This window comes from Geodermatophilus sp. SYSU D00703 (assembly GCF_054050155.1).
Map to the genome: position 1 here is coordinate 40,057 of NZ_JBJGYU010000025.1, position 25,356 is coordinate 65,412.

Annotated in this window: 23 protein-coding genes; 12 read left to right on the forward strand and 11 right to left on the reverse strand. The window is 77.0% G+C overall.

Features of this window, described 5'->3' with window-relative positions; genetic code table 11:
• Positions 1-41 precede the first annotated feature (41 nt).
• Both ACI782_RS19630 and ACI782_RS19635 read left to right on the forward strand, forming a co-directional pair.
• Positions 42-698 (forward strand): CDP-alcohol phosphatidyltransferase family protein, encoded by a 657-nt coding sequence (locus tag ACI782_RS19630; protein ID WP_456911766.1) that lies wholly within the window; start codon positions 42-44, stop codon positions 696-698.
• 108 nt (positions 699-806) lie between these two features.
• Positions 807-1,784 carry a carbohydrate kinase family protein gene (locus ACI782_RS19635; RefSeq protein ID WP_456911767.1) on the forward strand — a complete coding sequence of 326 codons (978 nt, stop codon included), beginning with the start codon at positions 807-809 and terminating at the stop codon, positions 1,782-1,784.
• A gap of 304 nt (positions 1,785-2,088) precedes the next feature.
• On the opposite strand, the gene ACI782_RS19640 is transcribed toward ACI782_RS19635, so the two are convergent.
• From ACI782_RS19640 to ACI782_RS19665, 6 genes are read right to left on the reverse strand one after another with little or no spacing between them, the layout of a single operon-like run.
• Positions 2,089-2,739 carry a flavin reductase family protein gene (locus ACI782_RS19640; RefSeq protein WP_456911768.1) on the reverse strand — a complete coding sequence of 217 codons (651 nt, stop codon included), beginning with the start codon at positions 2,737-2,739 and terminating at the stop codon, positions 2,089-2,091.
• Positions 2,740-2,754: 15 nt separating this feature from the next.
• Complete coding sequence (locus tag ACI782_RS19645) at positions 2,755-3,888, reverse strand: glycosyltransferase (protein ID WP_456911769.1); 1,134 nt, start codon at positions 3,886-3,888, stop codon at positions 2,755-2,757.
• Positions 3,885-4,688 carry a carotenoid biosynthesis protein gene (locus ACI782_RS19650; RefSeq protein WP_456911770.1) on the reverse strand — a complete coding sequence of 268 codons (804 nt, stop codon included), beginning with the start codon at positions 4,686-4,688 and terminating at the stop codon, positions 3,885-3,887. The genes ACI782_RS19645 and ACI782_RS19650 overlap by 4 nt, the downstream gene beginning before the upstream one ends.
• Positions 4,685-6,325: a phytoene desaturase family protein gene (locus ACI782_RS19655; RefSeq protein WP_456911771.1), complete on the reverse strand. Its 1,641-nt coding sequence runs from the start codon at positions 6,323-6,325 to the stop codon at positions 4,685-4,687. Before ACI782_RS19655 ends, ACI782_RS19650 begins: the two co-directional genes overlap by 4 nt.
• Positions 6,322-6,909 carry a GNAT family N-acetyltransferase gene (locus ACI782_RS19660; RefSeq protein ID WP_456911772.1) on the reverse strand — a complete coding sequence of 196 codons (588 nt, stop codon included), beginning with the start codon at positions 6,907-6,909 and terminating at the stop codon, positions 6,322-6,324. The genes ACI782_RS19655 and ACI782_RS19660 overlap by 4 nt, the downstream gene beginning before the upstream one ends.
• The gene (locus ACI782_RS19665; RefSeq protein WP_456911773.1) at positions 6,906-7,418 is read right to left on the reverse strand and encodes a YbaK/EbsC family protein; all 513 of its coding nucleotides are present in this window, start codon (positions 7,416-7,418) and stop codon (positions 6,906-6,908) included. Before ACI782_RS19665 ends, ACI782_RS19660 begins: the two co-directional genes overlap by 4 nt.
• A 223-nt stretch (positions 7,419-7,641) precedes the next feature.
• Between ACI782_RS19665 and ACI782_RS19670 the strand changes: the two genes are divergently transcribed.
• The 7 genes from ACI782_RS19670 (at position 7,642) to ACI782_RS19700 (ending at position 16,349) form a co-directional block, all read left to right on the forward strand.
• Positions 7,642-7,968 (forward strand): DUF6504 family protein, encoded by a 327-nt coding sequence (locus ACI782_RS19670; protein ID WP_456911774.1) that lies wholly within the window; start codon positions 7,642-7,644, stop codon positions 7,966-7,968.
• A 17-nt stretch (positions 7,969-7,985) separates the two neighbouring features.
• Positions 7,986-8,453, forward strand: coding sequence for an SAV_6107 family HEPN domain-containing protein (locus ACI782_RS19675; protein WP_456911775.1), 468 nt, complete (start codon positions 7,986-7,988; stop codon positions 8,451-8,453).
• Between the two features lie 73 nt (positions 8,454-8,526).
• Complete coding sequence (locus ACI782_RS19680; RefSeq protein ID WP_456911776.1) at positions 8,527-12,297, forward strand: DNA polymerase III subunit alpha; 3,771 nt, start codon at positions 8,527-8,529, stop codon at positions 12,295-12,297.
• A 220-nt stretch (positions 12,298-12,517) separates the two neighbouring features.
• Positions 12,518-13,006: a VOC family protein gene (locus ACI782_RS19685; RefSeq protein ID WP_456911777.1), complete on the forward strand. Its 489-nt coding sequence runs from the start codon at positions 12,518-12,520 to the stop codon at positions 13,004-13,006.
• A gap of 91 nt (positions 13,007-13,097) precedes the next feature.
• Positions 13,098-13,841: a class I SAM-dependent methyltransferase gene (locus tag ACI782_RS19690; protein ID WP_456911778.1), complete on the forward strand. Its 744-nt coding sequence runs from the start codon at positions 13,098-13,100 to the stop codon at positions 13,839-13,841.
• Positions 13,838-15,007, forward strand: coding sequence for an alkaline phosphatase family protein (locus ACI782_RS19695; RefSeq protein ID WP_456911779.1), 1,170 nt, complete (start codon positions 13,838-13,840; stop codon positions 15,005-15,007). Before ACI782_RS19690 ends, ACI782_RS19695 begins: the two co-directional genes overlap by 4 nt.
• Positions 15,008-15,101: 94 nt before the next feature.
• Entirely contained in the window at positions 15,102-16,349 is a 1,248-nt protein-coding gene (locus ACI782_RS19700) for a serine hydrolase domain-containing protein (protein WP_456911780.1), read from the forward strand.
• Between the two features lie 4 nt (positions 16,350-16,353).
• Here the strand turns inward: ACI782_RS19700 and ACI782_RS19705 are convergent, their stop codons facing one another.
• The 3 genes from ACI782_RS19705 to ACI782_RS19715 form a co-directional block, all read right to left on the reverse strand.
• Positions 16,354-17,295 carry a sucrase ferredoxin gene (locus ACI782_RS19705; protein ID WP_456911781.1) on the reverse strand — a complete coding sequence of 314 codons (942 nt, stop codon included), beginning with the start codon at positions 17,293-17,295 and terminating at the stop codon, positions 16,354-16,356.
• Between the two features lie 19 nt (positions 17,296-17,314).
• Positions 17,315-18,343 carry a cupin domain-containing protein gene (locus tag ACI782_RS19710; RefSeq protein WP_456911782.1) on the reverse strand — a complete coding sequence of 343 codons (1,029 nt, stop codon included), beginning with the start codon at positions 18,341-18,343 and terminating at the stop codon, positions 17,315-17,317.
• Between the two features lie 308 nt (positions 18,344-18,651).
• The gene (locus ACI782_RS19715) at positions 18,652-18,942 is read right to left on the reverse strand and encodes a BatC protein (protein ID WP_456911783.1); all 291 of its coding nucleotides are present in this window, start codon (positions 18,940-18,942) and stop codon (positions 18,652-18,654) included.
• A 214-nt stretch (positions 18,943-19,156) separates the two neighbouring features.
• On the opposite strand from ACI782_RS19715, the gene dinB reads away from it, so the two are divergent.
• From dinB to ACI782_RS19730, 3 genes are all read left to right on the forward strand, one after another.
• Positions 19,157-20,359, forward strand: a complete 1,203-nt coding sequence (dinB, locus tag ACI782_RS19720) for a DNA polymerase IV (protein ID WP_456911784.1) — start codon at positions 19,157-19,159, stop codon at positions 20,357-20,359.
• A 184-nt stretch (positions 20,360-20,543) separates the two neighbouring features.
• A complete protein-coding gene (locus ACI782_RS19725) occupies positions 20,544-20,942 on the forward strand; it encodes a DUF3040 domain-containing protein (RefSeq protein WP_456911785.1) in 399 nt (132 codons plus the stop codon).
• A gap of 162 nt (positions 20,943-21,104) precedes the next feature.
• A complete protein-coding gene (locus tag ACI782_RS19730) occupies positions 21,105-21,440 on the forward strand; it encodes a hypothetical protein (protein ID WP_456911786.1) in 336 nt (111 codons plus the stop codon).
• Between the two features lie 10 nt (positions 21,441-21,450).
• Here ACI782_RS19730 and ACI782_RS19735 read toward each other — a convergent pair whose 3' ends face one another.
• Together ACI782_RS19735 and ACI782_RS19740 are read right to left on the reverse strand one after the other, a co-directional pair.
• A complete protein-coding gene (locus ACI782_RS19735; RefSeq protein WP_456911787.1) occupies positions 21,451-23,835 on the reverse strand; it encodes a transglutaminase-like domain-containing protein in 2,385 nt (794 codons plus the stop codon).
• Complete coding sequence (locus ACI782_RS19740) at positions 23,832-25,181, reverse strand: DUF58 domain-containing protein (RefSeq protein WP_456911788.1); 1,350 nt, start codon at positions 25,179-25,181, stop codon at positions 23,832-23,834. Before ACI782_RS19740 ends, ACI782_RS19735 begins: the two co-directional genes overlap by 4 nt.
• Positions 25,182-25,356: the final 175 nt, after the last annotated feature.

The window sequence follows — 25,356 nt, forward strand, 5'->3', positions numbered from 1 at the left end:
CTGGTCTCGCCGCCGTCGTGCGGCACTGGTGGACTGCGGGCGTGCTGAGCCGCGAGGAGTACCTGGCCGCCTGGTCGGCGTGGCACGGCGGCACCGACCCCGCGGCGAGCCGGCTGGTCCGCGGCTGGCTGTCGGCGGCCTACGCGGCGGCCCGCCGGCTGGCCGGGCTGCCGCCGGTGGTGGCGACCGCGCTCGGGCTGGCGGTGGCGGTCGCCGCGGTCGTCCCCGCCTGGGCCGGCGGCGCCTGGCTGCTGCTGGCCGGGCCGCTGATCGGGGTCTCCGCCGTCCTGGACTCCCTGGACGGCGCCCTGGCCATCGCCACCGGCCGAGCCTCGCGGCGCGGCTACGTGCTCGACTCGGCCGTCGACCGGCTCAGCGAGGCCGCCTTCGCCGCGGCGCTGTGGGCCGCCGGGGCGCCCGGGTGGCTGGCCGCGGCGTTCGGCGCGCTGTGCTGGCTGCCGGACTACCTGCGAGCCCGCGCCGGGCAGGCCGGGGTGGCCGAGACCGGGGCGATCTCGGTGTGGGAGCGGCCGTCGCGGGTGGCGATGACCGGGTTCACCCTGGGCGGGGCCGGCGTGGTCGCAGGCTGGGGCCTCGCCGTCCCGGTGGTCACGACCGGCGCGGCCGTCGGCTGCCTGCTCGGGGTGGTCGGGGTCGTACAGCTGGGGACGGCGCTCCGCCGGGCGCTGGCCGACTGAGCTCCCGCGGGCGACCCGGTCCTGCGGCACCTAGAGTGTCGCCTGCCGTTCACCTGGGCCCGACCCGCGCCCGGAGACCCACCCACCCCCGCACCGAGGGAGCGCTCCGTGCCCGTCGTCGTCACCGGCTCCATCGCCACCGACCACCTGATGACCTTCCCCGGGAAGTTCACCGAGCAGTTCGTCGAGGGGCAGCTGGAGAACGTCTCGCTGTCCTTCCTCGTCGACGACCTGGTGCAGCACCGGGGCGGCGCGGGCGCCAACATGGCCTACGGGCTGGGCCTGCTGGGCGTCGGTCCCGTGCTGGTCGGCGCCGTGGGCAGCGACTTCGCCGACTACGAGGCGTGGCTGTCCCGGCACGGGGTGGACACCGCCAGCGTGCACTGGTCCGAGGTCAAGCACACCGCCCGGTTCGTCTGCACCACCGACGCGGTGAACAACCAGATCGCGTCGTTCTACTCAGGCGCGATGAGCGAGGCGTCGTCCATCGAGCTGGGCCCGGTGGTCGCCCGGGTCGGGACGCCGGACCTCGTCGTCGTCGGCCCCAACGACCCGACGGCGATGGTGCGCCACACCCAGGAGTGCCGCGAGCGCGGCTACCCCTTCGCCGCCGACCCCAGCCAGCAGCTGGCCTGGGCCGACGGCGAGATGATCCGCGAGCTGGTGGACGGCGCGGAGCTGCTGTTCACCAACGAGTACGAGTCCGCGCTGCTGCAGCAGAAGACCGGCTGGACCGCCGAGGAGGTGCTCGCCCGGGTCGGTGTGTGGGTCACCACCCGCGCCGCCGACGGGGTCCTGGTGCGGCAGGCCGGCGCCGAGCCGATCTCGGTCGTCGCCGTCCCCGAGACCAAGCCGGTCGAGCCGACCGGCGGCGGCGACGCGCTGCGCGCCGGGTTCATCGCCGGCCGGACGTGGGGCCTGGACCTCGAGCGGGCCACCCAGCTCGGCTCGGCCGTGGCCACCGAGGCGGTCGAGGTCATCGGCACGCAGGAGTACTCGCTGCACCGGCAGCGGTTCCTGGAGCGGTTCGCCGACGCCTTCGGAGCGGACGCCGCCGACGAGGTCGCCGCCCACCTGCCCGGCTGAGCCCGCCTGCTACAGGCACGGCAAGGGGATCCACCAGAGCCACACCTGCTCACAGTGCTGCGGCGCGTTGTTCCCGGCACCCGCCACAGCCTGCCCCGGAGACAGGAGCACAGCCGCCGCACCCACGACCCCGACGAGGGTGACCCGGAACCACCGCATCGCTTCCCCCAGGGCTCTGCTCGCCCGTCACGGAACCCGATCGTCTCGGATGAGACCCGATCCCATCCGCCCCGTCCCGACGGTCCAAGGGTCTTTGGTCCCTCATCGGGGGTGGGCCTCGCGCCGGGCCTCCGTGCGCGTCGCGTCAGTCCTCGCGCAGTTGCTCGCCGATCGAGGGGTCCTCGGCCCAGCGGCGGTAGGAGATCCGCCTGATCTCCTTGACCTCGCCGATCGTCGACCACTCGTTGCCGCCGAGCCGGGCCAGGGGCTTGAGCTCCTCGATCCGCGGCCGCCCGTCGCGCACCGCGCTCTCCGCCACGCTGATGACCTGCACCCGCCCGAAGACGACGGTGCTGTCGCCCAGCCGCAGCGTCGAGTGCAGCGTGCACTCCACCGCGACCGGCGACTCGGCGACCCGCGGTACCGACACCCGCTCCCCGGGTTCGAGCCGGACGCCGCACTCCTCGGCCTCGCTGACCCCGGGCGGGAAGTCGGTGCCGGTGGCGTTCACCTGCTCGAACAGCCACTCGGGGGTCAGGCTGACGGTGAACTCGCCGGTGGCCTCGACGTTGCGCAGCGAGTCCTTGCGGCCGACCGAGGTGAACTGCACGACCGGCGGGTCCACGCAGGCGACGGTGTAGAAGGAGTGCGGCGCCAGGTTGACCACGCCCTCGGCCGAGCGGCTGGTCACCCACGCGATCGGGCGCGGCACCACCACCGAGTTGAGCACGCGGTAGAAGGCGCCGCTGTCCATGGCGGCCGGGTCGAACTGCACGCGGGCGTCCGGGCTGGTCACCCGCCCATCCTCACCTCAGCGCCGGGGATCGGCGCGGACGGGTCGGGCCGGCAGGGTGCGGCCGCGCCAGGTGAGCGCGCCGCGGCGGCGGGCGGTGACCGAGGAGGCCAGCAGGGCGTCGAACAGCAGCACCGAGACCGGGTGGGCGAGCGAGTCCGGCCACACCCGGCTGCCGGTGACCGCTGCGGACACCGCCCGCCCGGCCACGCCGGCCGCGTACCCGACCAGGCCGGCGCGCGAACCGCGCAGGGCCGCCAGCGCCGGCAGCACGGCGACAGCGGTCAGCCCGGCGGCGGCCGCGACGCTCGCGGCGGGCGATCCGCCGACCGAGGCCCACAGCGACTTCGTGTAGCCGGCCCGCAGCGCGGACCAGCCCTCGTACATGCGGCAGGCGGCCAGCCGGGAGCCGTCGACCGGCGCCGTCCGCCCGCCGGCCCGCTTCACCGCCCGGGCCAGGGCGACGTCCTCGATCACCTCGCCGCGCACGGCGCCGTGCCCGCCGGCCCGCTCGTACGCCGCCCGCCGCAGGACGAGGAACTGGCCGTTGGCGGCCGCCAACGACGGGCGCGGCGAGCGCTCGGCCAGCCGCACCGGCAGCGTCGTCATCCACAGCCACGGGCCCAGCGGCTGCACCAGCCGCTCGGCCGCCGTGCCGGTCACCGGCCGCGGCCAGGGGGAGACGAGGTCCAGGCCGGCGTCGTCCAGCAGGGCCACCGCCGCGGCGACCGCGTCCGGGAACAGCCGGACGTCGGCGTCGAGGAAGACCAGGACGGCGTCGTCGTCGCCGACCCCCGCCGCCCCCACCGCGCAGGCGTGCGGCTTGCCGAGCCACCCCGGCGGCGGGTCCGGTGCGGTCACCAGCCGGACGCGGGGGTCGCCGACCGCCCGGACCGCCGCGCCCGTGCCGTCGGTCGAGCCGTCGTCGACGACGACCACCCGCAGGTCGGGGACCCCCTGCTGGGCCAGGACCGCCGCCACGCAGCCGCCGACCTGCGCCTCCTCGTCCCGCACCGGCAGGACGACGGTGACCGGGCGGCGCACCGGCGGCGGGGAGGACGGCGGCCGGCGCAGCAGGACCGCGTTGACCACCGCGTGCACCGCTCCGGCGACCGCCGCCGCGGACAGCGTCCGCACCAGCCGGCCGCTCACCGCGACCGCGTCCGCCGGGCCTGCAACGCCAGCGCCGCCAGCACCGGGACGGCGAGGACCACCCCCCAGGCCGCGGAGCCGGGCAGGTCCAGCCAGCCGGCGTGGGCCAGCGCGCCGCCGAGGGTCATCCAGGCCAGCGCCAGGAGTGGTGCGCCGTCGCCGGTCCGCGGGGCGGTGTCGGGCACCAGCACGTCCAGCAGCGCCATCAGCACCAGCCCGGCCAGCAGCCAGCCGGCCAGGTTGGTCAGCGGCACGGTGTCGATGCCGGGCAGGGACGGCTGCGGGTGCGCCCACGTCCAGTACCCCGCCTGCACCATCTGCGGGTCGAGCACGACGTCCCAGCCGGCGAACACCGCGGCGGCGACGGCGACCCGGGCCGTCCGCCGCCACGCGGGGCGCACGGCGCGGGTGAGGCGGAGGGCCAGCAGCCGGCTCGGCCAGGCCATCATCAGCCAGGCCAGCGGGACCAGGAACGGGACGCCGAACAGGGTCGGGCCCAGGTCGCCGCTGTAGGTGTACTCGCCGTACGGGAACCCGGTGGCCAGGCCGACCGCCTCGAACGCCACGGCGGTCCCCGCGGTGCCCGCCAGGACGACGGCACCGGCGCGCGCGCCGCGGCTCACCGCCGCGTGCCCCACCGAGAGGGCCGCGCCCAGCAGCACGATGGTCCAGCTCACGGTGGTCCGCGCGCCGCCGTCGGTCAGCGGGTAGGCGATCGCGACGGCGACGAGCAGCCCGGCCAGGGCCCACGGCACGACGGGGGCCGCGCCGCCCGCTCTCGGCAGCGCCAGCCCGGTCACCGGCCGCTCCGCAGCCGGCCGGCCGCCCGGGCCAGCGCCCGCCGGCCGCGGGCGGCGCGTCCGCGGTCGGCGAGGACGACCCGCGCCGCCGTCCGCCCGGAGTTGCCCGACACCCCGCCGCCGGGGTGGGTCGACGCGCCGGCCAGGTAGAGGCCGGGCAGGCCCGGGACGCGGTAGCCGGCCAGCGCCGGGGTGGGCCGGAAGCCGAACATGCTGGCCAGCCCCATCTCCACGTGCATGACGTTGCCACGCAGGAGGGACAGTTCCCGTTCCAGCAGCACCGGCGTCTGGACGTACAGCCGCTGTACCGAGCCGGCGAAGCCGGGGGCGAAGCGGTCGACGGCGGCGACCAGCCGGGCCGCCTCGGACTCGGCGAGGGCGTCCCAGTCGGCGCCGTCGGCGAGCGCGTACGGGTACCACTGCCCCCAGACGGTGACCACGTGCTGCCCGGGCGGGGCGAGGGTGTCGTCGGTGGCGGAGAAGCACATCGCGAGCGGCACCGGCTCCCGGGGCAGCCGGCCGGCCCGCCAGTCGCCGGCGGCCGCGGCCAGCTGCGCGCGGTCGGTGCACAGCAGCTGCAACCCGCCGAGGGCCGTGGCGGCGTCGACGCCGGGATAGGCCGGCGGCGCGTCGGTGAGGGCGCGCACCACGAGGCCGAAGCCGTTGCCCAGCGGCGGGTCGGCGTCGCCCAGGGCGGGCGGGGCGTGCCCCCCGGCCAGGTCGCGGGTGGCCAGCACGTGGCAGGCGGCGACGACGACCGGGGCGGGCAGCCGCCGTCCCGACGTGGTCCGCACACCGGTGACCCGGCCGTCCTCGACCAGCAGCCGCTGCGCGCCGTCGCCCAGGGTGACCCGCCCGCCGTCGACCTCCAGCCGCCGGCGCAGCGCCTCCGTGAGCCCGCCGGAGCCGCCGACCGGGTGGCCGGGCGGGACGTCGTGCAGCAGCGTCGCCCAGGCGACCATCGCCGCCGTGCCCGGCTCGCTCACCGGCGGGCCGGACTGCGCGCCGAACCAGGCCAGGGCCGCCTTGAGCCGCTCGCCGGTGAACCAGCGGTCCAGCAGCGCGTCACCGGAGCCGAGGAAGTCGACGGCGAGGTCGCCGCCGGGGGTGCGCGGCCGGCCGTCGGCGGGCGCGCCCAGCGGCCAGAACGAGCGGACCAGGCCCGCGGGGCTGGGCCGCCGTCGGAAGGAGGCGACGACCGCGCGGCTGCGCGGTGCCCACACGCGCACGAACTCCCGGTAGGCCGCGGCGTCGTCGGGACCGCAGGCGGCCGCGATCGAGGCACAGGTGGCGTCGAGGTCCACGGAGAAGACGAGTGGCCGCCCGTCCGGACCGGGGTCGCCCGGGGTCGGGGCGGGGGCGAAGCCCCACGGGTCGCAGTCGACGTAGCGCAGGCCGTGCGCGGTCAGGTCGAGCTCCTCGACGATGCCGCTCTGCCGGACGATCACGTGCGCGCTGGAGCCGCGGTCGACGCGGACGCCGGGCCACCGTTCGACGGTGGAGACCGCGCCGCCGAGCACCGTGTCGCGCTCGACGACCTCGACCCGCAGGCCGGCGCGGGCCAGGTAGCAGGCGGCGACCAGCCCGTTGTGCCCGGCGCCGACGACGACGGCGTCGAGCGGACCGCCGTCGGTCACCGCGCGTCGGCGCGCGGGGGCGGGGGCCGCAGCGGCAGGCGGGCGCCGAGGATGGCGAAGGGACGGGAGTCGCCGGGGAAGTGGTGGTTGCGGGCGAGGTCGACGAAGCCGTCGGCGTGGTACAGCCGGAAGGCCTTGGTGTCGCTGTCCGGGGTCGACAGCAGCGCCGCGGGGTGGGTCAGTCCGGCCACCAGGGCGTGCAGCAGCTGCCGGCCCAGCCCGCGGCTCTGGTGGTCGGGGTGGACGTGCAGCTCGCAGACCTCGAAGGCCCCGGGCAGCCAGCGCTTCGCCGTCCGCCGGTCCAGGGCCGCGCGCACCTGGTCGTGCCACCACTGGCCGGGGGCCACCAGGTAGCCGTAGCCGAACCCGACGAGCTGCTCGCCCTCCGGGGTCGCGACGAAGGCGCCGACGGCCCGGAACCCGGCCCGCTCGGTGTGCTGGACGGCGTAGCCATACCGGCCGGCCACGACCGACGGCGAGTACCCCATCGCCGCGCCGTAGATGGCCAGGGCCTCGTGCATGTGGTCGCGCAGCCAGCCGGTGGGCAGCTCGGTGACCCGGGTCGCGGGGGTCGTACCGGTCATGGCGACACCACCTCCACGGGGGCGACGGGACCGCTGCCGACCTCGGCCGCGGTGCCCGCGGTGAGGTGCAGCAGCTCCTCGTAGCTGGTCGGGAAGACCGCGTGCGGGTGGCCGGCGGCGGCCCAGACGCGCTCGTACCGCGCCAGCTCGACGTCGACCAGCGTGCCGATCGGCTCGGGGTGCCCGATCGGCGCCACCCCGCCGATGGGCTGGCCGGTGTGCCGGCGGACGAAGTCGGGGGAGGCCGGGCGCATCCGGGGGACGCCGAGCAGGGCGGCGACCCGGTCGACGTCGACGCGGTGGGCGCCGCTGGTCAGGACGAGCAGGGGAGCGTCGTCCACGTCGAACACCAGGCTGTTGGCGATCGCCCCGACGGGGACGCCGAGCTGTGCGGCGGCGGCCGCGGCGGTGCGGGCACCCTCGGGGAGCTCGCGGACCCCCCCTGTCGCGCCGGCCTCGGCCAGGAGGCGGGCGATCGCGGCCACCCGCGGGTGCTCGGGCCGGCTCATGCGTCGATCCTCCCATCGCCTCCGGCCGACCGCTGGACCTCGGGCGGCCGGCATCCCCGCTGCTGCGCGCCCCGCTTGACGACGTCGGTGCGGTCGGGTCTACTCGACGTCGTTCGAACAAGCGTTCGAACAGCGGTCGACCTCCCGCCGCGCCCGGGTCCTTCCCCACCCCGGTGCGGTGGGCGGGCCGGCCGGGTCGGCGCAGAGCGGTGGGGAGTCTGTCATGAGCCGGGTGCTGGGTGGGGTCGGCGGGCGGGTCGGCGAGGAGGTCCGGGTCGAGCGGGGGGCGCTCGGCCCGGCGCAGTTCTGGCGGGGCCAGTCGCGGTACGTCGTGGGCGAGCTGCTCGACTCGTGGGTGGAGACCGCACCGTGGTGGCAGCGGGGCCCCGAGGCGGCCGGCGGCGCCTCCGTGGAGCTGGTCGCCACGCGCGAGGTCTGGCGGGTGGAGGCGGTCCGGGCCGGGCGGTCGCGGATGAGCTTCGCCGGCGTCTTCGACCTCAGCTGGGAGTCGACGGCCAACCGCTGGTCCCTCGTGCGGGTGCACGACTGATGGGCGCGGTCCGGGTCATGGCCGATCAGCTCCCCCTGCCCCCGCCGCTGCCGCCGGCGGCCACCCAGCTGCTCGACCAGGCCTCCCGAGCGCTGGCCGAGGCCGCGGCGAGCACCGACGCCCGGCAGCGCTACGCCACCGCCCACCTCGGCGCGCTGCGGGCCGCCGCGGCGGTGCTGGCCGCCCGCACGCGGCCGGAGTCCGGGCGCCGGCGCCCGCGCAGCGCCTGGGTGCTGCTCAGCCAGGTCGCGCCGGAGCTGGGGGAGTGGGCCACCTTCTTCGCCGCCGGCGCGGCCAAGCGGGCGGCCGCGGAGGCCGGGCTCTCCCACGCGGTCACCGAGCGCGAGGCCGACGACCTCGTCCGCGACGTCCGGGCCTTCCTCACCGTGGTGGAGAGCTGCCTGGGCAGCGACCCGGTGCCCGAGTCGCCCCGGCGCACCCGTCCGCGGGTGGTCGGCGGCACCGAGCACCGGAACCGGGGGTGAGCGGGCTCGCGAGCTCACGAGGAGGCAGAGCAGCTCCGCGAACGCGGCCGACGAGCGCCGGCGAGTCGGACTCGTGAGCGCCGACCCCTTCGTCCACCTCCACGTCGCCTCGGGCTACTCCATGCAGTACGGGGCCAACCACCCGGCCGACCTGGTGGATCGGGCTGCCGAGCACGGCATGCGGGCCCTGGCGCTCACCGACCGCGACGGGCTCTACGGCGCGGTGAAGTTCGCCCTCGCGTGCCGGGCGGCCGACGTCCGGCCGCTCTTCGGGGTGGACCTCGCCGTCGTCCCCTCGGTCGACAGCACGGTGCCACCGGCCCTGGCGCCGGTGCTGGGCGGTGGGCACTCCGCGGAGCGGACCCGCGCGCGCCGGCCGGACGCGCCCGGTCGTGCCGCCCCGGGCCGTCGGGTGCCGGCCCGGGGCGGGGCCAGCGTCGATCCGCGGCTGCCCCGGGTCACCTTCCTCGCCCGGGACGGCGCCGGCTGGCGGTCGCTGTGCCGGCTCACCAGCGCCACCCACCTGCGCGGCACCCGCGGGGAGCCGGTGAGCTCGCTGGCGCTGGCCGCCGAGCACGCGCCGGGGCTGGTCGCCCTCCTGGGGCCGGACTCCCCGGTGGGCCGGGCGCTGGCCGCGGGGCGGGCCGACGTCGCCTCCGCCCGGCTGGCCGCCTGGCGCGCGGTCTTCGGCCCCGGCGCCCTGGTGCTCGAGCTGGTCCACCACCGCGGGCAGGGCGACCGCGCCCGGGCCCAGGCGATGCTGCGCTTCGCCGCCGCGGAGGGCGTGCCGGTCGTGCTGACCAACGCCGTCCGCTACGTCGACGCCCTCGACGCCCCCACCGCCGACGTCCTCGACGCCGCGCGCCGGCTGGTCCCGCTGGACACCCGGCACGTCGACCGGCGCACCGCCGAGGGGTACCTGAAGTCGGGCAAGGAGATGGCCGAGGTCGCCGAGGACCTCGTCGGCCCCGACCGCGATGCGGTGCTGCGGCTGCTGGAGCGCACCGCCCGGCTGGCCGAGCAGTGCGCCGTCGACGTCCGGGCCGACCTGGGCATCGGCACGGTGCGCTACCCCGAGCTGGACGTGGTCACCACCCCGGCCGAGCAGGGGATGAGCCCGTCGCAGGTGCTGCGCGCCCGCTGCGAGGCGGGCCTGGGCCGGCGCGGGATGGCGCTCACCGAGCGGGTGCGGGTGCGGCTGGAGGAGGAGCTGGAGGTCATCGACTCCCTCGGCTACCCGTCCTACTTCCTCACCGTCGCCGACGTGGTCGACCTGATCAAGGGCCTGCGGGTCCGCGCGGCGGCGCGCGGGTCGGGTGCCGGCAGCCTGGTCACCTACCTGCTGGGCATCTCCGACGTCGACCCGATCCGCTACGGGCTGCTGATGGAGCGGTTCCTCTCCCCGCTGCGGCACCAGCTGCCCGACGTCGACATCGACGTGGAGTCCGCCCGCCGGATGGAGGTCTACGACGCGGTCATCGAGCGCTTCGGCGCCCACCGGGTCAGCTGCATCTCGATGATGGACACCTACCGGGTGCGGCACGCGATCCGCGACGTCGGGGCCGCCCTCGGGCTGCCCCCGGCCGAGATCGACGCGGTGGCCAAGGCCTTCCCGCACATCCGGGCCAACCAGGTGCACGCCGCGCTCAAGGACCTCCCGGAGCTGCGGGCCAGCCGGTTCGGGTCGCGGCGGGCCGGCGGCACCGGCGACCTGGACCTGTTGTTCGACCTCGTCGCGCGCCTCGACGGGCTGCCCCGGCACATCGCGCTGCACCCGTGCGGGGTGCTGCTCTCCGACGCCACGCTGCTCGACCGCACCCCGGTCGAGAACAGCTTCCTCGGCTACCCGATGAGCCAGTTCGACAAGGACGACGTCGAGGAGCTCGGGCTGCTCAAGCTGGACCTCCTGGGCATCCGGATGCAGTCGGCGATCGCCCACGCCCTCGACGAGGTGGCCCGGGTCGACGGCGAGACCGTCGACATCGACGCGATCCCGCGGGACGACCCGACGACGTTCGAGCTGATCCGCAGCACCCGCACGCTCGGCATGTTCCAGATCGAGTCGCCGGGGCAGCGGGAGCTGGTCGGCAAGTTCGGGCCGGAGACGTTCGAGGACATCGTCATCGACATCTCGCTGTTCCGGCCCGGGCCGGTGAAGAGTGACATGGTCACCCCCTTCCTCATGGCCCGGAACGGCTGGCGGGAGACCGTCTACCCGCACCCCGACCTGGAGTTCTGCCTCGCGGAGACCGCCGGGGTGGTGGTGTTCCACGAGCAGGTGCTGCAGATCGTCTCGCGGATGACCGGGGTCACCCTGGCCGAGGCCGACGAGGTGCGCCGCGCCCTGGGGGAGAAGGACGCCCACCCGGAGGTGCGCGCCTGGTTCGTCCCGCGCGCGCTGGCCGCCGGCTACCCGCCGGAGGTGGCCGAGCAGGTCTGGGAGGTGCTGGCCGCCTTCGGCTCGTTCGGCTTCTGCAAGGCCCACGCCGCGGCCTTCGCGTTGCCCACCTACCAGTCGGCCTGGCTCAAGGCCCACCACCCGGCGGCCTTCCTGGCCGGGGTGCTCACCCACGACCCGGGCATGTACCCGAAGCGGCTGATCCTCGACGACGCCCGCAACTTCGGCGTCCGGGTGCTCGGGCTGGACGTCAACGCCTCGACCGCGACGTACCGGGTGGAGCGGCTCGACGACGAGGACCCCGACGCCGAGCCGTCCTGGCGGCGGCCCGGGTGGATGCCCGCGTCGATGGCCGACCCCTCCCGCTACGGCATCCGGCTGGCGCTGGCCGACGTCAAGGGCATCTCCGAGGAGGAGGTGGCCCGCGTCGTCGCGGGCCGGCCCTACCGGTCGCTGACCGACTTCTGGCACCGGGCGTCGGTGTCCCGGCCGGTGGTCGAGCGGCTGGTGCTGGCCGGCGGCTTCGACTCCCTCTACGGCTTCGGGGTGCGCGACCGCGAGGCCGGCCGCCCCACCCGCAGCCGCCGGCAGGTCACCCGGCGCGACCTGCTGCTGCAGATCGGCGAGCTCGACCGGTGGAGCCGCAGCGGCACGCGGGCGAGCTCGAACGGGCAGCTCAGCCTCGATCTCATGGGGCTGGAGCTCCCCGGCGAGGAGGCGGCCGAGCCGGGGGCCGAGGAGCCCGGGCTGAGCTGGGCCGAGGGCAGCGGGCTGCCCGAGTTCACCGACGCCGAGCTGGTGCGGGCCGAGCTGGAGGTGCTCGGGCTGGACGCCAGCCGGCACGTCGTCGACTTCTACCGGCAGTTCCTCGCCGCGATCGGCGCGGTCCCGGCGGAGGAGCTGCTCGGCTGCCGCAGCGAGGCGGAGGTGCTCGTCGCCGGGGTCAAGGTGGCGACCCAGACACCGCCGATCCGCTCCGGCCGCCGGGTGGTCTTCGTGACCCTCGACGACGGCACCGGGTGCACCGACTCCACCTTCTTCGAGGACGCGCAGGGGCCCTACGCCGCCACGGTCTTCCACTCGTGGCTGCTGGTGATCCGCGGGGTGCTGCGGCGCACCGGCCCCCGCGGGGTGTCGCTGCGGGCCACCGGGGCGTGGGAGCTGCCCGCGCTGCACGAGGCCTGGGAGACCGGCGGCACGGCCGCGGTGGCCGAGCACATGGCCGCGCCGGGGGAGTACACGGAGGCGGCCATCGCCGGGGCCGCGGCCTCGCACGGCTCCCGGCCGGTGGTGGTCAAGCCGGTGCTGGTCCACCCGACCGGGTTCCGCATGTCGCCCTACGCCGACATCAAGCCCGCCGGGGACGACGCCGCGACCGCGGCCCGCCGTGCCGCGGCGGCGCCGCGCAAGCTGTGGCACTCCAGCCCCGGCAGCTCCGGCCACTGAGAAGGGCCCCCACGCCTCGGAGAAGGACCCGAGAAGGACCTCGTCCTCCCCACCGCTCGCCAGCTCGCGGCGGTGCCCTGGACGAGGCCGTCGACCCCTCGCGAGCTCGGGGCGGGACCCGAGACGAGGGCAGCGGGCCGCTGACGGGTGGCCGATGAGTTCCGCGCGGCCGCGGCGTCTACCCACCGACCAGCAGCACCGACCGAGGAGGAACCCCGCGATGCCCAAGCAGATCCCGTGCCTGTGGTTCGACGGCCACGCCGAGCAGGCCGCCCAGCTCTACACCTCGGTGTTCCCGAACAGCTCGATCGGCGAGGTCACCCGCTACGGCCCCGACATGCCGCCGCCGATGAAGGAGGGCGACGTCCTCACCGTGAACTTCACGCTCGACGGGCAGGAGTACACGGCCCTCAACGGCGGGCCGCAGTTCCCGTTCAGCGAGGCGATCTCCTTCCAGATCATGTGCGCCGACCAGGAGGAGGTCGACCACTACTGGGACCGGCTCACCGCCGACGGCGGCGAGGAGAGCCAGTGCGGCTGGCTCAAGGACAGGTTCGGCGTCAGCTGGCAGGTCGTCCCCATCGAGCTCACCGCGCTGCTCAGCGACCCCGACCCCGGCCGGGCACAGCGCGCCACCCAGGCGATGCTCCAGATGCGCCGGATCGACATCGCCGAGATCAAGCGGGCCGCGGACTCCGTCCCCGCCTGAGCACGCCGACGGACGGCGGCCCCCGTGCCCCGTCCGACGGCGGCTCCGCGCGCCGCTGTGACCTGCCGCGCCCGCCGCTAGGCTGCGACGGGTGCCGCCGTCTGCTCCCGCCTCCTCCACCGCGGACCAGCTGCCCGCCCGCGCGGTCGCCGTCTGGGCCGCCCTCGACCCGGTCGTCGCGGCCGGCACCCCGCTGCGCGTCCTCGACGTCGGCGGCGGGAGCGGCAACTTCGCCGTCCCGCTCGCCCGGCTCGGCCACCGGGTGACGGTCGTCGACCCCAGCGCCGACGCGCTCGCTACCCTGGACCGCCGCGCGCAGACCGCGGGGGTGGGGGACCGGGTCCACGGCGTGCAGGGCGACGGCGACCTGCTGCACGAGGTGATCCCGCCCGGCGACGACGGCGAGGGCAGCTACGACCTCGCGCTGTGCCACTCGGTGCTCGAGGTCGTCGACGACCCGGCCACCACCCTCCGTGAGATCACCCGGGCGCTGCGCCCCGGCGGCACGGCCAGCGTGGCCAGCGCCAACCGCGCCGGCGCCGTCCTCGCCCGCGCCGTCGGCGGCCACCCCGTCGAGGCCCTGGCGCTGGTGGAGGGCCGGGAACCCGCCCGCCCCGCCCGCCGCCGGTTCACCCCCGACGGCCTGCTCGCCCTCGTCGAGGCCGCCGGCCTGCGGCCGGGCACCTGGCGCGGGGTGTCGGTCGTCGCCGACCTGCTCGACGTCGCCTCCGGCGCCGACCCCTACGCGGTCCGCCGGCTCGAGCTGGCCCTGGCCGGCAGCTCCCCCTACCGGGACGTCGCCGCCGGGCTGCACGTCCTGGCCACCCGTCCGTGACGCTCCCGGCCGACCTCCGGCGTCCCGCCTACGGGACGGCCACCCTCGCCGACGTCCTCCCGGGCGTCGCCACCGCGCTCGGCGTCCCCGTGGAGCGCGACGGCCTGCCACCTGACCCCCTCGGCCTCACCGCCGCGCTGGCCGGAGCCCGCCGAGTCGCCGTGCTGCTCGTCGACGGGCTCGGCGCCGACCTCGTCCGGGCGCACGCGGACCTCGCGCCCACCCTGGCCGGACTGGCCACCCCGGTCGGCGACCTCGCCGCGCCCTGCCCCAGCACCACCCCGGTGAGCCTCACCAGCCTGGGCACCGGCCTCCCGCCGGGCAGCCACGGCGTCCTGGGCTTCGTCACCGCCGTGCCGGGGGAGGAGCGGACGCTCAACCACGTGCAGTGGTCCGACGACCCGGATCCCGCGACCTGGCAGCCCCGGCGCAGCGTGTTCGACCAGGCCGCCGCCGCGGGGGTGCCGGTGACGGCCGTGGCGCCGTACGCCTTCAAGGGCTCCGGTCTCACGAACGCCGCCTACCGCGGAGCCCGCTACTCCGGCACGGTCGGCGCCGGCGACCTCGCCGCCGGGCTGCTGCACGCGCTGGCCGCCGCACCGACGACCCTCGTCTACGGCTACACCGCCGAGCTCGACCTCACCGGCCACGTCCGCGGGGTCGACTCGGCCAGCTGGCGGGCGCAGCTGGGCCTGGTCGACCGGCTCGTCGAGCAGGTGGTCACCGGCCTGCCGGACGACGCCGCGCTGCTGGTCACCGCCGACCACGGGATGCTCGACGTCCCGCCGACCACGAGGCTGGACCTGGATGCCGAGCCCGACCTCACCGCGGGCGTGCGGCTGCTCGCCGGCGAGCCGCGGGCCCGGTACCTGCACGCCGTACCCGGCGCGGAGGCCGACCTGCTGGCCCGGTGGCGCGAGGTGCTGGGCGAGCGCGCGTGGGTCGCCGGGCGCCACGAGGCCATCGCCAGCGGCGTCTTCGGCCCCGTCGACGACGGCCTGGCGGCGCGGATCGGCGACGTCGTCGCGCTGGCGCGCGGCACGTGGGCGCTCACCACGACCGAGCGCGAGCCCGGCCCGAGCCGGCTGGTCGGGTACCACGGCTCACTCACCGCGACCGAGCTGGCGATCCCGCTGCTCGCCGCGCGGGGCCGCGCCCTCTCCTGACCGCGCGCAGGCCGGAGGGCCGTTGACGGCGGTCCCCGCGAGGACGACAGTCCGGCCGTTCGGTGTCCCCGATCCCGCCCGGGCGGAGTCCGCGATGACCACCAGACGCGCACGCCTCGTCCCTCCCCGCGCCCGCCTGGCCTGCGTGCCGGTCGCCGCGGTGTCCCTCGTGACGGCCGGCCTCGTGGCACCCGCCGCGGCGGCCCCGGCCGTCGGCAGCGCCGCCCCCGCCCTCGTGGACGACCTGCGGGCGGACCTTGAGACGTACCTGCAGGATCGCGGCGCGGCCGAGCACGTGTCCGCCGCCGGGCTGACCGTCAACCTCCCCGGCGAGGAGGCGACCATCGACGTCAGCGCCGGGACGACGGAGTTCGGCGGGTCGGTGCCGGTGGAACCGGACGCCCTGTGGCAGATCGGCAGCAACACCAAGGCGTTCACCTCGGTGCTCCTGCTGCAGCTCGAGGCCGAGGGCCGCCTCTCGATCGACGACACCGTCACCGACTGGCTGCCGCAGTACCCGCAGTGGGCCGACGTCCCCATCCGGCGGCTGCTGGACATGACCAGTGGCATCCCGACCTATGACAACCAGCCGGCCTGGCTCTCCGACTACGCCGCCGACCCGCTGCGGGACTTCTCGCCGGAGGAGCTGGTCGCGTACGTGGACGGCGTCCCGGCGACCACCGGGTACAGCTACTCGAACACCAACTACGTCCTCGCCGAGCTGATCGTCGAGGAGGTGACCGGGGACAGCTACGAGGACCAGCTCACGGAGCGGTTCTTCGAGCCGCTGGACCTCGAGGACACCTACTACCGCCCCCACCTGTACCCCGACCGGATCGCCGACCGCATGCCGGCCGCCTACTACGTGCAGACCGCACAACCCGAGATGACCCCGCTGTTCGGGCAGGACGTCAGCCGGGACAGCCTGTCCTGGGCGCGCAGCGCCGGCGGCATCCTGGCCACGACCGCGGACATGACGCGGTGGGAGCGCGCGCTCTACGAGGGGGAGCTCCTGCCGCCGCAGCAGCAGGAGGAGCTGGAGAGCCTCGTGTCGACCGCGACGGGGCAGCCCATCGAGGCGACGTCCTCGTCCGACCCCCGGGGGTTCGGGCTCGGGGTCGCCCAGATGACCGCCGACGGCCTGGGCACGTTCTGGTTCTACGAGGGCGCGACGCTCTGCTTCCGGGCCCTCCACGCCTACTTCCCGGACTCCGGCCTGATCGTGGCCGTCAACCTGAACAGCCGACCGGACGAGGACAAGATCGGGGCCCTGGCCCAGACGGTGTACGGCACGCTGGCCGAGCACGGCGTCGTCCCGCCGGCGCAGGACGCGGCGGCCTGATCCGCTAGACCGCCGAGAGCAGCCGCACCGACCAGTTCCGGGTGTGCGCCTCGTGGGTCGCCCGGCAGGTCAGCCGGGCGGCCTCCTCCGACGGCCGGCTCTCGACCTCGGCCACCACGTCGCCGTCCGGGCCGGCGAGGGTCACCACCCACCGCTCGATCTCGGCACCGGCCGGCGTCAGCCGGCGCACGCCCCGCGGTGGGAGCGCGTCGACGTCGAGCAGGCCGAGCTCCCCGCGGGCGGTGTGCTGCGCGGCCTGCACCGGCGGGGGGCAGCCCGCGCGGCCCCGCAGCCAGGGCAGGGCCACCTTGCCGTCGGCGTGCGCGGCCACCAGCACCCCGCCGTCGTCGGGCACCTGCCCGTAGTAGAAGCCGTGCGGCAGCACCAGCACGTTGGCGGCGAACCGGTCCCCGCCGAGGTGGCTGCACTCCCACACGTCCGCGGCGGGCAGCACCTGGGCCAGCGGGCGGCCGCGCAGCGCGCAGCAGGCGTCGTGCCCGCCGTGCGCGCACACCAGGTAGGTGGGCCCCTCGGCGGGCGCGCCGACCGAGCCGTCCCAGGGCGCGTCGACCAGCTCACCGTCGTCGACCCGCGCCGACCACCACAGGCCCTCGCGCCCGGGCCGGCCGTCGACGTAGGCCCAGCGCCGCTGCGCGTCGGCCGGCCGCTCCCCGGGCCGGCGGACCATCAGCACCCGCACGTTCTCCAGCCGGGCGCGGTGCGCCAGCCGCCGGGCGACCGCGGTGTCGAAGCGGGACTGGGTGAGCGCGTCGACGCCCCACGGCCCGGCCTGCTCGATGAGCAGCCAGCGCTGGGCCGGGGAGGCCGTCGCGATCGCCGAGTCCCCCCGGGCCAGTGCCCGCACCGAGCAGCGGTCCTCGGCGATCCGGCCGACCGGGCGTCCGGGTGCCTCCGCCGGTCGGCAGAAGTCGGTGGGGTCCGTCACGCCCGGCGGCCCACCCGGCTCACGGTCCGGTCCCGGGCGTGCGGTCACGGTCCTCATCGTGCCTGCCGGACGCACCCCCGACGACGGCGTCCGGTGCGGCCGCGTCCGGGACGACCGCGATCGACTCGGTGACCAGCCGCCGGGCCAGGGTGAGCTGGTCGGCGGCGTCCAGGCCGGGCAGGTCGGCCACCTTGAGCTCGCCCGCGGCCAGCAGCCCGGCCAGCGCCGGACGGGTGTCGGCCGGCAGCTCCAGCGACCGCCGGCCGGCGACGAGCGTCACCCGCCCGTCGACCGGCTCCTGGAGTCGGCAGCGCAGCCGTCGGCGCACCTGCAGCACGGTGTCGGGGGAGAGGGCCGCCGCGGCGGTGGCCTGGGCCAGCGGGGCGACGGGCTCGGGCCGCACCTGGGCCCAGGTCCGCGACCGGAGCCGGTCGGCGACCTCGGCCGGGTCGACCCGGTCCAGCCACTCCTTGAGGCCGGCCACGACCGCGGTCACGTCGTCGGTGACCGCCGCCGGGTCGGCGAGGTCGACGCCGAGGGGCAGGGAGCCGCGCAGCGCGGGGTCCTCGGCGGCGAGCACCCGCACGAGGTCGAGCACCGACTCGGCGGCGGCCCAGCGGGTGACCGGGTGCACGCCGATGGTCAGGTGGGCGCTGATCTCGCCCAGCGCGACCGCCGAGTGCAGGTAGCCGCGGGGCAGGTAGAGGGCGTCGCCGGGACGGAGCACCGCGTCGATGACCGGCTCGCGCTCGGCGGCGGCGGCCACGGCGGCGGCGCGGTCGTTCCACGGCTGGGTGCGCAGCGGGTCGGGCAGCACCGGCTGGTGGATGCGCCAGTGCTTCTCGCCGGCGACCTGCAGCACGAAGACGTCGTGCACGTCGTAGTGCGGGGAGAACCCGCGCGAGGACGGCGGGGTGACGTATGCATTGACCTGCGTCGGGTGCCCCAGGTCGGCGGCGAGCTGGTCGGCGAACTCGATCAGCGGCGGCCACAGCCGGTGCAGGCCCTGGAGGACGACGGTGCTCCCGTCGGCGAACAGCCGCAGCACCGCGTCGGAGGAGACCTGGTCGGCGATCTCGGCGCCGGCGCCGCCGGAGGTGGTGAACCGCTTGGGGTCGACGACGGCGCCGTCCTTGGCGATCCGCAGGAACGGGGTGCGCAGCCCCCGCCGGGAGAGCAGCTCGTCGACCGCGGTCAGGTCGAGCAGGTCGGCGAAGGACCCGCCGGTCTCCTCGGCGCGGGTGAGGAGCGGCCGGCGCGACCAGTACTCCCGCGCGAAGACCTGCGGGTCGAGGGCGGTGCACCGACGCAGGGCCGGCCGGAGCTCCGGCCGGCCCTGCGCGGTGGGCTTCTCGGTCAGGCGGAACCGTCCGCGCCGCCGTCAGCCCCACCATCGGCGCCGCCGTCCGCCCCGCCGTCGGCACCACCATCGGCCCCGCCGTCCGCCCCGCCGTCGGCACCACCATCGGCACCGCCGTCGGCACCGCCGTCGGCACCGCCACCGGCCGCGCCGCCGTCGGCCGGACCGTGCGCGCCGCTGTCCGCGCCGCCGTCGGCCCCGCCGTCACCGGCCCCGCCGTCGGCGCCGCCGTCCGCGCCGCCGTCGCCCACGCCGGCCGTGGTCATGTCATCGTCGTCGAGCGCCATGGGTCTCCGATCAGATCGGTGGTGGACCACCGGGTGGTGGCCCTCCGGGCGTGCTGTACCTCGCCGATCCTGCTCTCACACGCCCGGTCCGACCAGCGGGAACGGCGGGTCGGCAACGGGTCGGTCACGACACGGGGTGGAGGTGCCCGCACCGTGCCGGAGGCGTTACCGTCCTCCCGTCCTTCGAACACGTGTTCGAGGTCGGGAAGGGGTCATGAGCCAGTCCGCCCGCGCCGCCGGCTGCACCGTGCTGCACGTCGACATGGACGCGTTCTTCGCCAGCGTCGAGGTGCGCCGCCACCCCGAGCTGGCCGGCACCCCGGTGATCGTGGGCGGGGCCGGCAACCGCGGGGTCGTCACCTCGGCCACCTACGAGGCCCGCCGCTACGGGGTGCACGCCGCGATGCCGACCTCCCGGGCGCTGCGCCTGTGCCCGACCGCGACGGTGCTGCCAGGGGACATGGCGCTCTACAGCGAGGTCTCCCGCGCGGTCATGGCGCTGTTCCGCTCCATCACCCCGCTCGTCGAGCCGCTGAGCATGGACGAGGCGTTCCTCGACGTCTCCGGCGCCGGGCGCCGGCTGGGCGACGCCGCCGAGATCGGGGAGTACCTCCGAGCCCGGGTCTACGACGAGCAGGGCATCACCTGCTCGGTGGGCGTGGCGGGCACCAAGTTCATCGCGAAGCTGGCCTCCACCCGCGCCAAGCCCGACGGGCTGCTCGTCGTCCGCCCGGCCGAGGTCATGGCGTTCCTGCACCCGCTGCCGGTCGGCGCCCTGTGGGGGGTGGGCGCCAAGACCGAGGAGGTGCTGGTGCGGCTGGGGCTGCGCACGGTGGGCGACCTCGCCCACGTGCCGATGCGCACCCTGCAGCGGGCGGTGGGCCAGGCCGCCGGCACCCACCTGCACGAGCTGGCGTGGGGCCGCGACCCCCGCCGCGTGGTGCCCGACGAGCCGGAGCGGTCGACCGGCCACGAGGAGACCTTCGGCACCGACGTCGACGACCCGGCGGTCATCCACCGCGAGCTGCTGCGGCTGTCCGAGCGGACGGCGGGCCGGCTGCGCTCGGCCGGCTGGCTGGCCCGCACCGTGACCATCAAGGTGCGCTTCGCCGACTTCACCACGATCACCCGCTCCCGCACCCTCGGGGTCCCCACCGACGTGGGGCAGGAGCTCTACGACACCGCCCGCGCCCTGTTCGACGCCCTGGGCCTGCAGCGGGCGCGGATCCGGCTGGTCGGCGTGCGCGCCGAGCGGCTGGTCGAGGCCGGTTCCGCGCCGCGGCAACTGGAGCTGGGGGCCCGCGAGCGCGGCCGCCGGGAGGCAGAGCTCGCCGCCGACCGGGCCGCCCGCCGGTTCGGGGCCGGCGCGGTGCGCCCGGCGACCCTCCTGCACCGCGGCGGCCCGTCCGTCCGGTGACCGGTCCAGGAACCCGCGGCGGCGCCCGTTCGTCTCTCCGGGAGGTGCCGTCCCACCCCCGCGAGTGATCACGGCGGGTCGGCGCCGACTCGCCTTTCGCGCCCCGCGAAGGGCTCGTATCCTCGTTGTCACCGACGGCGGGCACCGCCGTCGGGTCTTGGCTTTGGCCCACCTGGAGGTCGACGTGCCGCTCTCCGAGCACGAACAGCGACTGCTGGAGCAGATCGAGCGCGCCCTCGTCGATGACGATCCGAAGTTCGCCTCGTCCGTCCGCACCGGTGATCGCCGGATCAAGGCCCGCCGCAGACTGCAGCTGGGCGCTCTCCTCGTCCTGGTCGGGATGGCCGTCCTCGTGGGCGGCGCCGTGGCGTCGTGGGTGCCGCTGGGCGTCCTCGGCTTCCTGATCGCCTTCGGCGGACTGGCGCTCGCCGTCCTCAACTACAAGAACGCCACCGGTGTGGCCGAGGCCGGTTCCGCCGGACCCGCCGCCGGCCCGGCGGCCCGCGGCCGCGGCGGCAAGCCCCGCCGGCAGCCGCTGAAGAACCGGCTCGAGGAGCGCTTCCGCCGCCGCTACGACCAGTAGCCCGAGGGTCCCTCCGCGACAGCCGCCGTCCGCCCGGACGGCGGCTGTCGCGCGTCGGGGACCGAGACCTGCGAGGAGGAGAGACGTGACCGAGCTCGCGAGGTCACGCATGAGCACGGCACCGCCGGTCACGGCGGCGACGAGCGCCGGCGAGGAGAGGCCGTGACCGACCCGGTGTGGCGCGGCCTGGCCGACGCCGGCGGGCTGTGGGGCTGGGGGGACGCCGACGGCATCGTCCCCTGGACCGGCGAGGACGGGCGCGACGTCGTCCCGCTGTGGACCACCGCGGAGCTGGCCAGGGCCGAGGTCGGGTCCGCGGCCGACGCCGAGGAGGCGCCGGTCTTCCTCGACCTCGAGACCCTGCTGGACGAGATCCCCGACTGGCTGGACGGCGGGGTTCCCGCGGCCGTCGTCTCCGCGGGGGACGGCGCCCGGACGGTCCCCCTCACCGAGCTCACCGAGCGGATCCTGCGCCTGCAGGTGGAGCGCCCGGACTGAGCGGCCGGCGTCAGCCGCGCAGCGCCGTCCGCCGGCCCAGCCGCAGGGCCGGCCGGGACACCCGGCTCCGCAGGCCGCCCACGAGGGACGCCGGCCACAACACGGCCCGCAGCCGGGTCCGCCGCGGCGCCGTCGACAGCAGGGCGGAGCGGGCGGTGGCCAGCGCCGCCCGCAGCTCCGGACCGGCCGGCGGCGCGCTGCCCGGGCGCGCGTAGCTGGCCGCCTCCTCGGCGCGGGCCAGCCGGGCGACGGCGTCGGCCGCGTGCGGAGCGCGACCGCGTCGGCCGCAGGTCCGGTGCGCCCCGCCCGTCGCGCCCCGCTCGGTGACCGCGGCGGCCAGCTGCTCGGCGGTCTGGCGCGGGGTGCGCGCGGGGTCCCCCGTCAGCCCCACGTCCAGCGCCGTCGCGGTCAGCTCGTCCCACAGCGCGGCGGGGTCCCCACCGGCCAGCCGGCGCCGCCGCTGGAGGGCACGCAGCCCCGCCGGGACGGCGACCAGGGCCGCCGCGCCCAGCACCCCGGCGGCGCCGAGCAGCACCGGCCGCACCCACTCCGCCGACTCGTCGGCCTGCCGCGCCACCGGCGTGGGCGCGGGCGCGCGGTCCACCCGCGGCGTCGGGGTGACCGGGGCCGGGAGCGGCGCGGTCGTCACGTCGGTGCGCGGGTCGGCCTCCTGGTCCTGGACCCGCGGCGACCACGGCAGCTCGACCGCCCGGTCCACGTCGATCGGGGTCGGGTCGAAGGGGATCCACCCCAGGTCGTCGAAGTACACCTCGACCCACGCGTGCGCGTCGCTGCTGGTCACCAGCCGGCTGCCGTCGGGCTGCACGGTGCCGGGGGTGTAGCCGAGGACCACCCGGGCGGGCACGCCGGCCGCGCGCACCAGGACCGCCATCGCCCCCGCGTACTGCTCGCAGTAGCCGCGCCGCAGCCGCAGGAAGTCGACGAGGTCGTCGCCGGTGGTGCCGGGGGCCGTGGACAGCGAGTACACGAAGCCGTTGTCCCGGTCGGTGAGGTAGTCGTAGAGGGCCCGGACGCGCGCGTACGGGGCGCTGCGCCCGTCGGTGAGCCGGGCGACCAGCTCCTGCACCTCCGGGTCGAGCGGCGGCAGGGCCGTGTACCGCTGGACCAGCGGCAGCTCCGGCGGCAGGTCCCCGGCGGTGGACAGCTCCTCCTCGCTGGGGCGCGGCTGGACCGAGACCACCGACCAGGTCCGGCCGGTGGTGGTCGTGTCGCGGCCGAACACGGTGGCCGTGGCGGGGTCGAACCGCCAGCGGTCGGGGTCGGCGACCTGCACCGCGAGGGGGGAGTAGAGCGCCGGCAGGAAGCGGTCCTCGTGGCCGAGGGCGGTGATCAGCGCGTCGACCGGCCGGCCGTCGCGCCGTCCGGGCAGGGGGGCGAGCTCGTCGTTGCCCGCGACCGAGGCCTCGCCGTCGAGGTTGCCGACGGTCCACCCGTCATCGGTGTCGTAGACCTCGAGGGCGACCACCCGGAGGTAGCCGGGGTCCTCCACCGAGGCGTCGACCCGCAGCAGGTCGATCGGCTCGGGCAGGGTCAGCTGGCCCTGCAGCGCGGCGGCCGGGTCCAGCGCCGTCCCGGTCGCGCCGCCGCCGGCGCCGCCGATCCCGCCGGCGAAGGTGCCCTCGGTCAGCGTGGGGACGACGGCGCCGACGACCAGCCCGAGGACGACGGCGACCACCCCGGTGCGGACGGCGGTCAGCGTGCCGGCGCCCAGCAGCGGGCGGCTGCCCTCCGCCGACCGCCCGCCCAGACGCCGGTGCTGGTCGGCCCACAGCAGCAGCGCGAGGCCCGCCGCGGGGGCGGCCACGGGCAGGACGCCGATCGTCCCGGTCACCGTGCTCACCGGGACGCAGAACAGCACCAGCAGCCCCAGGCCGGCCAGGGCCGGCTGCCGGCCGCCGACGGCCACCAGGTCGACCACGACCGCGACCAGACCCACCATCACCGTGGTCAGGGCGAGCAGGCCGGTCAGCGGCAGCGCCGGGGTGGACTGCTCGCGCAGCTCCGCCGTCCCGTCCACCAGCACCGAGACGAGGTCGGCGCCGCTCTCGCCCGTCGGCAGCCACCCGGCCGCGGCCCGAGCGGGGGCGAACAGCGCGGTGAGCAGGCACAGCAGGAGGGCCAGCTGGCCGAGCGGCACCAGCGGTACGCCGAGGGCGACCCACACGCCCGAGGCGGGCCGGTCCCCGAACAGCCGGCGTTCCAGCAGCGCGCCGGCGCCGCGCAGCACCAGCCCGCCGACGGCGACGACGGCGACGGCGGCCAGCACCGGCGGCAGCCAGCTGCGGTCGGTGTAGACCGGGACCAGCGCGAGGGCGCCCAGCGCGGTGGCGACCGCTGCGGCGAGGGTCGTCCCGACCTCGCGGAGCCCGCTCACGCCGACACCCCGGAGAGCCTCGCCGTCACCGGCCGGCCCAGCTGGGCCCACACCGACGCGACGGAGGTCGTGGCCGTGGCCGTCGCGACCTGCCAGCCACCGGCACGCAGCAGGTCCGCGGCGGCCTCCTGCTGCCGGGCCAGCTCGGAGTGGGCAGCCGGAACGGAGCGTCGGCCGCGAGGGGCGCCGGCGTCGGCCCAGCTGCCGAGGTCGGCGAGGACGGCGACGTCGGTCGAGGGCCCGGAGCGGGCGCGCACCAGCTCGGCGGCCTCGTCGGGGCCGACCGCGCCCAGGAGGGCGACCACCGGCCCGTCGCCGGCGGCGCGCGCCAGCAGGTCGATGCCGGGACCCAGGCCGGTCAGCCGCGACGGCGTCACCCCGGCGAGCCGGTCGAGCAGCACGCCGGGCCCCAGCCCGTCGCGGTGCTCGTCCGGGGCGAGCTCGAAGGCGTCGGTGACCACCCGCAGCGTCGCGCCGCGGGCGAGGAGCTCCGTGCCGATGCTGGCGGCCGCCTCGACCAGCCACTCGAAGCTGTCCGGCGGTGGGGAGTCCGGCGTCACGGCGGCGGCCTGGGCCGCCGCGGCGTGCCCGCGCAGCAGCAGGTGGGCGCGCGCCCGGGTGTCCAGCAGCAGGGTGGCCTGCGCCCGCCACGGGCGCTCCTCCAGCCGCACCATGAGCTCGCCGGTGCGCGCCGTGGCCCGCCAGTGCACCTTCCGCAGGTCGTCCCCGTGCCGGTAGGCCCGCGTGCTGACGTCGTCCTCGCCGTGGACGGCGATCGACCGGCGCGCGCCGGACGCGCCGCCCCCGTGCCCGCCGGCCGGCCCGCCGCCCCCGAGCGGGACGACCCGGGGGACGACGACCAGCGGGGCGCTGTCGGTGCCGGCGACGCTGCGGAGCACGAGCCCGAACGGGTCGACCAGCCGCAGGCGCAGCGGGCCCAGCCGGTGGCGGCCGCGGCGCCCGCCGTGGACGCGGTAGTGCAGGGCGGTGGTGGCGCCCCCGGGCAGCCGGTCGACGACGAACTCCGGGGAGGGGCCGAGGTCGGCGGGCACCGTCTCGGCCAGCAGCCACAGCCCGCCGGTCCCGCGCCCGGCGTTGGTGACGTCCAGCCGGACCTCGGCGGACCCGCCCCGGGGCACCCGGGCCGGGACCACCGTCCGCCGGGTGGCCACCCGGAAGCGGTGCCGCGCGACGGCCGCCGCCGACAGCAGTGGCAGCGCCAGCACGAAGAGCGCGACCTGCACGAGCGGGCGCTCGCCGAGCAGCACGCCGAGGAGGAGCAGGGTCAGCCCGGCGGCCACCAGGCAGCGGCCCCGGAGCGTCAACGTGGCGAGCGCGGTCGCCACCGGGCCGCGCACCGTCAGCGTCCGCGGAGCACCGGGACGGTGGCGAGCAGGTCGGTGACGACCTGCTCGCTGGGGGGGGGGGGGGGCGGGGGGGGGGGGGGGGGGGGGGGGGGGGGGGGGGGGGGCGGCGGGGGGGCCGGGCGGTTCTGGTAGGTAGGGTTGTGTTGGCGTGGTG